This is a genomic window from Acinetobacter sp. YH16032 (assembly GCF_013417345.1).
Classification (GTDB): Bacteria; Pseudomonadota; Gammaproteobacteria; order Pseudomonadales; family Moraxellaceae; genus Acinetobacter.
Map to the genome: position 1 here is coordinate 1 of NZ_VPEE01000051.1, position 8,204 is coordinate 8,204.

Here is an 8,204-nt window from a genome sequence, read left to right on the forward strand (position 1 = left end):
AAATAAAATTCAGTTTTATGATAACTTTACTGTTAAAAGAAGTCTAGACAACCTTGTTTTATGCTTGGATATAAGGCTTATTTTAAAATAATAGTAGTGAAGATTTTCTAAAATTAACATAATACACCTTATACGAAATACTGTTTTTTATTCGATATAAATCATAAACTTATACTAAGACGTTCCAGGGTTCAGCGCACTGGAACGGCTTTTTTGTGACTATTCACGTTCCACGCCTATTCTTTGATCAATGTTTCACGGTTTTAATTAAATAAACTGAATAATTCAATCTGCACGATTTAAGCGATTATCTTGAATAAGATCATCCAATTTATCTTCTAAATCTTCAATCTTATATTTGAGCGATAAAATAGAATTTTTTAAACGCTCATTTTCAGGAGCATCAGGATTTTTTAATTGATTAAAAATTTCTAATAATTCGTTGCGATTAGTGCTTAACCTTTCAATGTCACTTTCAATAGCCATTCTTGGTGTCCACAGAGCAAGTAAACTTTGCTCATAGTCTTTGAGTTCTTGATGGCTCATTGCATCTAATTCAGCTCTAGTTTTCATGGTTTAAAATCCGTCTTGCTATGAAGAGCTTTAAAAATCCGCTTTGCTGTTTCCTCTCTTACACTTTTCGGATCTCGTAAGATGCCACTAATCCAAAGGGCAAAACTAGGATAGTCCTGGAAGTTACTTAGGTCTGATAGCTCAGAAAGTTTAGATAAAATAGCACTGTACTTGTTAATTTGAGCATCAGACAGGTTGCAGAATATATCTATTGTTTTTGGATCTCGCTCAGGAGCTATTAATTTTGGCTTAGATTTTTCTTTCACAGTGAACTTAAAGCCGACAACAGAACGTCCTTTTTTAACTGGACTATAGTCAACTGTTACATCGGTAAATTCATTAATTTCATCTAATGAGCTCTTCAAAACTCTTCGTTTTAAGTTCCTCAAATCTCTATAAGATTCTGGTAAACCAAACTCTGTAAACATTTCATCTAGCGTTAATTCAAAGCCATTTTTTGCCTGATTTTTTTTCGCTAAATGGTAAAAGTCTATTGAGTAGTCTTTTTTTAATTTTAGAACTACATCTTTTTTATAACGAGTGTATGGATTGTATTTATCTAAAATTTTCAACATCACCAAAACAATAGATGTAAACCTTAAAGATATCCCTGCATCTTCATAAGTAGCATCAATTACCCAGTTAGAGTAGACCTTTTTCCCCCTATCATTAACGTATGAAAAGGACCGATCTACTAGTTTTTTTGACGCATTTTCAATTTGTTTATAAGCAGAATTGACTTTGATACCACAGTCATCAGCAAATTGTTGAGCAGATATTAAGATTTGATCTTGTTCACTTGCATCGATATTTCTAGCAATCGGAGAAGCCATAATTAAAATTCTTTTTTCATCTACAGACATGCTTTTAAAGCATTCAGTAACTTTGTTTTGAATAGCCATTGTTGTTACTGGATAAGATTTATCATAACTATTTTCTTTATTCATTCAGATATCAAACCTTATAAAAAATGAACATGATTTTTGTACCCTTATGAGAAAACAATGTACACCAATAAACATAAGGGTACAATAATTTATTTGTACCCTTTATCATGCTATTTGTACCCTTTAATCATGCTATTTGTACCCTTTTAAACGATAAAATCATGCTATTTGTACCCTTTATCATGCTATTTGTACCCTTTTAACGCTTGAAACTATTGCTGCATAAGGTTTTCAGAGGGTCTAAAAGCTTTTAAAAGCTTTTTAAAAGAATAAAAGGGAATTTATTTCCAAAGTGAGTTATTAAAACTGCCCTTGGTACTCGCTAAAGCTCGTACTCTATTGAAGCTCGTTTCACTCGCTTCGTGGGGGCAGTTTTTTGCATATATGATCAAGGATTCAAAAAGCAAAACATGAATAATGCATTCGCTATGCTCATGCTTTTTGACGAGCAAAAGCATCAATACTTCGCTCGTAGACACTCGCTAATCACTGTCCCCAGTAATTCAATAAAAAACGGTTTTTCAGAGGGGGAATAAGCAACCTTTCGTTGTGTCGCTCGTAGACACTCGCTAAAAGGCTCTCATTTGCGTTTTAAGCGATTTTATTTTTATCAACTATAGTTTTACTGTATTTCTATCAAAAGTCGCTAAAACCCCCGTTTTTTTGCGCTTAAATGGGATTGCTAAGGCGTGTAGTCATGGTTATTGTCATTTTCTGGCTTTTTAGGCTCATTTCTCTGCTGTTTTTCTTGTTCTTGGCGTCTTAAAAATGCCAAATGTTCTTGTTGCTCTCGTTCTTGTGCATAGCGTTGTTCTTGTTGCTCTCGTTCTTGTGCATAGCGTTGTTCTCTAGATTCACGATCTTTTCGGTCGTTTTCGAGCTGTATTGCTCTTTTTTGGGAAAACTCTTGCTGCGCTTCGGTCTCAATTTTTTTTGTAAAAGCCGCATGCAATTCTTGGATTTTTAGATCTTCCATTTCTTCTGCATATAGTCGCTTTTGTTTTTCACCATTTTGAGGACTAAAGTATTTATTTCCATAGTTATCTTCTTCAAATATATAACTATTTATGATCTCCAGTCTTTGATCGCGTACATACTCTTGATACTCAGTTTCTCTGCGTGATATTTCAGAAATTTGATGATCTATATTTGAAATTTGATCATTAAGTTTTCGTTGTTTAACAGTGATGTTCGGTTCGTCAAGTTTTGCAAAAGACTTTTTAGGCTGGAGCAGCTGATTTTCTTCTGTCCATTTATTTAAATGATCAGAATATCTCTCTTTTTTTTCTATTTCACTAAGACCAGAAATATGCTTTTGGATGTCTAGTTGGGTGTTGTGTTGGTCGATCAGGTCATTTATTTGATTGATCCATTTTGTTTTAAAAAATAAAGGCTCTTTTTTGCGTAGTTCTGATATTGCAGAACTCATCGTGTCTAATTTTGTTGTTAATTTTGATAATTCTTCATTTTGGAATTCATAAAGTTTCTGAGAAGTTTTTTCTAAATACTCAGCTTGAGAGTATTGAAACTGAAGCTCACTTCGTACTTTTTGAACAAGATCCTCAGATACTTTGATGTTTTCATCCAGTGCGATGACCTTTTTGATTTTTAAATTACGTAGCTTAATTTCATCATTTTTCAGACTAATTTCTGTAAATATCCCTCGTCTCCGGAGGTATGTCGCTTGAGGACCTTCGTGCTGAGTTGCTTCTAGGTCACTTTCCTGGTCTTCATAACTTCTGTGATCGACACGTTCATCAAATCCATTTTGTTCCAGGTGATGATTGCATAACTCTGCAAATGATTCTCTCCAGTGGCTTACAGTTTCTGTGCCATTGTCACGACTGAAGTCCCTATATTTTTTTGCTGAAAAGCCACCCTGCTCATTAATACTTCGGGTTGTGAACATGATGTGTGCATGGTAGTTGCGTTCATCACTTCCACTGTCTGTATGAGGTGCATGAATAGCAGCATCAACGATGACACCGTATTTTTTAACGAGGTTTCGGCAAAGTTCATTGAGCATATTTTCACGCTGTTCAGCGTTTAACTCACTGGGAAATGCAATCTCAAACTCTCTTGCAAGTAATGCATCTTTTCTACGTTCAACCTTTTCGACTTCATTCCAAAGTGTTTGGCGCTTGAGTAACTCAGTATTTGTATTTTCAGGTGCATAGATTTTTGTAAATTCGACACCAGTTTTTCTTGTGTAGTCTTGTTCTTTTCCATAAAAATCGCATACCAATTTTTCACTTGAACGATATGCAGCACAAGCAACGGCCGATCGTCCATTACCTCTACTAATCGTTTTAACTGAAAAATGATATATCGCCATTTTGCTTTTGCTCTTTATTTCGATTTATCGAAATTACCAACATGTATATGTTGGTCAGGGGATTACAAAGGGGATTTACCCCTTGTCGCACCATTGGATGAAATCCAATGGCTAAGTGCGCCCTTCGGGAAAACCACGATAGCATGGGATGTCTTGAATTTCAATTCAAACAGACCTATGCTTGAGGGGGATTCCTTGATACGGTGATGGTATGAGTGTTGATAATTTAGAGCAAAAAATTGCAAAGCAAGAAGAGCGTTTAAAACAGCTAAAAGAACAGAAAAAAGCTGCCATTGCACGTGAAAAAAAGAAAGTTTCTGATCAGCAACGTAAAGATGATACGAGACGTAAAATTCTACTGGGTGCTTGGGCTCTGAATAAGTTAAAAAATGATGAATCGTTTAAGCAGCAATTAGCCGATTTTGAGCAATTTTTAAATACGGAAAATAAGACCGAAGAAAATAGGCAGAAAGATAAAGATCTTTTTAATGGATTTATTTGGGATAAGACCTAAATTTCGCATAAGAGATTTTATGTTAAATAAGATGGAACTTAGACAAAATTTTATTAATAGTTATGCATTCTGCACAGTTAGTTTTAGACCTAAAGCATTTACTACACGATTAATCGTATCAAAACGAGGTGCTGAATCTTGACGGAGTGCTTTGTAAAGTGCTTCACGTCCAATTCCTGCTTCTTTAGCGATTTGAGTCATACCACGAGCTTTAGCAATTACACCAAGTGCATGAGCTAGTTCAGCAGGGTCATTCTCTTCAAGAACCATATTAAGATACATTACAATATCTTCTTCACTCTTAAGTGCTTCTGCCATGTCAAAGCTAGGTAGATCAGCTATTTTAACCATTTTTCAATCCTCTAAAGATTTTGATAAATCAACAGCTCGTTCTATATCCTTTTGCTGTGTAGATTTATCACCACCTCCAAGCATCACAATGATTACATCACCATGTTTGATGTAATACATGCGCCAACCTGGTCCGAAGAACTCTCGCATTTCCCAAACACCTTCTTGAAGATGCTTTACATCGCCCCAATTACCACGCTGAACCTTATCTAATCTTCGATTCAGTTTAAGACGGGTCATACTGTCTTTAATGCTATCTAGCCATTCATCAAATTCAGGGAGACGTTTAATCTCGGTCATGAAAGTTCCTCTTTATTGTATTCGATCGAATACACAACATTATAATGAATATATTTTATGAGTAAATGAAATAATAAGAATATATTTTATCAATTGATTATTTAATAACCTATGTTCTTGGCAAAAGGTATCAAACCTGCTCATAAAAAAGCCGACTTGTTTCTAAGTCGGCTTTTTACTGTTTTTGAAGTCAGTCAAAATTTTATAACTATATGAAAAACAATAATATTTTAAATTGCGTTTCGTATAAGCTCTATTATGTTAAATAATTAAGGATAAAAGCTTTATTACTAAATAGAACAGTTGCTTAAAGCAGTATAGAGTTAAGTTTGCATTTTAATATCAAGTTGTCTTTCAGCACCGATAATCACCATACGAATCCCATTTTCAAAAATGTCATCCGCATTCATATTTTGTAAGGTATTCACTCCTTGGAGCATGAGTGGATATATAGTTGGATCGGCTTCGAATGGTGGGTCTGATCTTATTTCTTCTTGCTGCTCCTCAAGGACCCACCCAACAATAAACCTTCCTAATGTCATAAGTAATGCAACTGCTTCAACAGGAGAAAACCCAGCATGAGATAACAGCGCAACTTGGGCCTCAATCGTGTTGAAATGTCCTTGACTGGGGCTAGTTCTTGCATGTAGACGAGCACCATCACGGTAAGCTAGTAGTGCTCGACGAAAGCTTACAGAATTAGCGAGCAACCAATCTTGCCATGTCATCCCATCGATGGGTAAAGAAACTAAATGGTGTTCATTTATAATGGTTTCCGCCATTGCTTCCATTAACAAGGATTTATTCTTGAAATGCCAATATAGAGTTGGAGATTTAATACCCAATCGTTGAGCTAGCTTGCGTGTGGTTATTGAATCTATGCCTTCTTCATTCAACATATCCAATGCGGTACGCAGGACTATTTCACGTGTCAGACGTTGAGGTGCAATATCTTTTTTACTCATAAATCTATCACTGATAGGGAGTGTGTGAGAGAATATTAATTCTATCATTGCTAGAGAAGGCATTTGTGAAGAAATCATTGAGCGTGATTTTAATCACTATATTTCTGGATGCTGTTGGGATTGGTTTAATTATGCCGATCTTGCCTGAATTATTACGGTCATTGGCTGGAGCTGAAGCAGGCGGTGTTCACTATGGTGCTTTATTAGCTGTGTATGCTCTGATGCAGTTCATTTTTGCACCTATCCTTGGAGCGTTGAGTGACCGATTTGGACGTCGACCTGTATTAATTATTTCAATTGCTGGTGCAACGGCTGATTATCTCCTAATGGCTGCTGCTCCTTCTCTATTGTGGCTATATATTGGTCGTATTTTTGCGGGAATTACAGGTGCCAACATGGCTGTTGCAACAGCTTATGTTTCAGATATTACTCCAGCCCATGAGCGTGCAAAAAGGTTTGGTCTCCTTGGAGCTGTCTTTGGTATTGGGTTTATAGCGGGTCCGGTAATAGGTGGAGTTTTGGGTGAATGGAACTTACATGCACCGTTCTTTGCTGCTGCTTTTATGAATGGGATTAATTTAATAATGACAGCAGTCTTATTAAAAGAATCAAAACACAGCAATAAAATGACTGAGAAGGTTCAGGAGCAATCAATATTAAAGAAATTATCCTATTTGATCACTCAACCTAATATGGCTCCATTGCTTGGTATCTTTTTAATTATCACATTGGTTTCACAAGTCCCCGCAACTTTATGGGTTATCTATGGGCAGGATCGTTATGGCTGGAGTATATTTATTGCAGGTGTTTCCCTTGCTAGTTATGGAATATGCCATTCTATTGCACAGGCTTTTGCTATCGCCCCTATGGTAAAGAGGTTTGGAGAGAAAAATACGTTGTTATGTGGAATAGCTTGCGATGCAATTGGTTTACTTCTTTTATCTATTGCTGTTGAAGAATGGGTGCCTTTTGCGTTGTTACCATTGTTTGCCCTTGGTGGAGTAGCCGTTCCTGCTTTGCAAGCAATGATGTCCAGAGGTATTAGTGATGAAAGACAAGGTGAATTACAAGGGCTATTAAGCAGTTTTAATAGTCTGGGGGCTATAATTGGTCCTGTATTAGTTACTAGCCTCTATTTTATGACTCAGGCATCAGCTCCTGGAATGGTATGGGCATTAGCTGCAATACTTTATGTAATCACCCTACCCTTATTGCTTAAGTATCGCCTGAATAAATATTCTGGAGTTCCATAAAATATTTAATTTATTGGTTTAAAAACTAATGGATTCTATAGTTTATCTAAAATTAACATAATACACGTTATACGAATTCCCAAGGCATGGCTTTTAGTCATGCTTTTTTTATCAAAAGACTATACCTGAATGATAGCGAGCCAAATCGCATACAATATCTATCATTAGACTTAATGCAATAATTAAATGATAGTATTATCATTAATCTAATAGAATTAAGATTAAATGATAGAAATGAATACACGTATTTATCTACGAGCTTCAACTAAAGATCAAGATGCAGAAAGGGCTTTGCAGATTCTTCAGGATCTAAACCAAAACTTGAATTTGGGTGAAACCATTGTGTACGTGGAAAACTATAGTGGTACGAAGTTAGACCGACCTGAATTGAATAAGCTACTGTCAGAAGCAAATCAAGGTGACACATTGTTAGTTGAAAGTATTGACCGCTTATCACGCCTAACCCAACGAGATTTTCAAGAGCTGAAGCGCAGGATCCAGGAGAAGGGACTTCGTTTAGTCGTAGCAGATCTTCCTACTACCTACCAAATGATTCAAACCAGTGACAGCATTACTCATTCAATCTTGGAACTCATCAACAATATGTTGATTGATCTTCTGGCAACAATGGCCCGCCTAGACAATGAGAAACGTATAGAACGTATTAAGCAGGGCCTGGCACGTTCGGGTTACAAACCAACAGGCAAGAAGGCAAATGAGGCTAAACATAAACGAATAAAAGAATTGCTAGTAGTTGGCAATATGACTAAGGAAGAAATTGCCAAAGCAGTGAATTGTGGAGTTGCAACTGTCTATCGAGTTGCTAAAGTTATCTAAAAGAGGCTTATCTCAACGCGCCCCCAATGGGGCACCGCTGCATTCAGGTTACTTCACATAAGAAATTTTATGTTAAATGATTGTTAGAAATGCCCCTTGATCGAGGCATTTTCTATAAAGAATACTAAA

At 36.1% G+C, this 8,204-nt stretch carries 9 protein-coding genes; 3 read left to right on the plus strand and 6 right to left on the minus strand.

Annotated features, from left to right (window positions below):
- Window positions 1-285: 285 nt before the first annotated feature.
- The 3 genes from FTV32_RS15075 to mobQ all read right to left on the minus strand — a co-directional run bounded on the left by FTV32_RS15075 (window position 286) and on the right by mobQ (window position 3,855).
- Window positions 286-573 (minus strand): hypothetical protein, encoded by a 288-nt coding sequence (locus tag FTV32_RS15075; protein ID WP_004728627.1) that lies wholly within the window; start codon window positions 571-573, stop codon window positions 286-288.
- Window positions 570-1,520, minus strand: a complete 951-nt coding sequence (locus tag FTV32_RS15080; RefSeq protein WP_004728629.1) for a replication initiation protein — start codon at window positions 1,518-1,520, stop codon at window positions 570-572. Before FTV32_RS15080 ends, FTV32_RS15075 begins: the two co-directional genes overlap by 4 nt.
- 682 nt (window positions 1,521-2,202) lie before the next feature.
- A complete protein-coding gene (mobQ, locus tag FTV32_RS15085) occupies window positions 2,203-3,855 on the minus strand; it encodes a MobQ family relaxase (RefSeq protein WP_180029057.1) in 1,653 nt (550 codons plus the stop codon).
- 211 nt (window positions 3,856-4,066) lie between these two features.
- On the opposite strand from mobQ, the gene FTV32_RS15090 reads away from it, so the two are divergent.
- Window positions 4,067-4,369, plus strand: a complete 303-nt coding sequence (locus FTV32_RS15090) for a hypothetical protein (RefSeq protein ID WP_180029058.1) — start codon at window positions 4,067-4,069, stop codon at window positions 4,367-4,369.
- A 60-nt stretch (window positions 4,370-4,429) separates the two neighbouring features.
- On the opposite strand, the gene FTV32_RS15095 is transcribed toward FTV32_RS15090, so the two are convergent.
- The 3 genes from FTV32_RS15095 to FTV32_RS15105 form a co-directional block, all read right to left on the minus strand.
- Window positions 4,430-4,720: an addiction module antidote protein gene (locus FTV32_RS15095; protein ID WP_004787581.1), complete on the minus strand. Its 291-nt coding sequence runs from the start codon at window positions 4,718-4,720 to the stop codon at window positions 4,430-4,432.
- 3 nt (window positions 4,721-4,723) lie between these two features.
- Window positions 4,724-5,020 carry a type II toxin-antitoxin system RelE/ParE family toxin gene (locus FTV32_RS15100; protein ID WP_004787583.1) on the minus strand — a complete coding sequence of 99 codons (297 nt, stop codon included), beginning with the start codon at window positions 5,018-5,020 and terminating at the stop codon, window positions 4,724-4,726.
- Between the two features lie 323 nt (window positions 5,021-5,343).
- Complete coding sequence (locus tag FTV32_RS15105; RefSeq protein WP_004787586.1) at window positions 5,344-5,985, minus strand: TetR/AcrR family transcriptional regulator C-terminal domain-containing protein; 642 nt, start codon at window positions 5,983-5,985, stop codon at window positions 5,344-5,346.
- Window positions 5,986-6,050: 65 nt separating this feature from the next.
- On the opposite strand from FTV32_RS15105, the gene tet(39) reads away from it, so the two are divergent.
- Entirely contained in the window at window positions 6,051-7,238 is a 1,188-nt protein-coding gene (tet(39), locus tag FTV32_RS15110; RefSeq protein ID WP_004856455.1) for a tetracycline efflux MFS transporter Tet(39), read from the plus strand.
- 225 nt (window positions 7,239-7,463) lie between these two features.
- Window positions 7,464-8,075, plus strand: coding sequence for a recombinase family protein (locus tag FTV32_RS15115; protein WP_015060246.1), 612 nt, complete (start codon window positions 7,464-7,466; stop codon window positions 8,073-8,075).
- Window positions 8,076-8,204 lie beyond the last annotated feature (129 nt).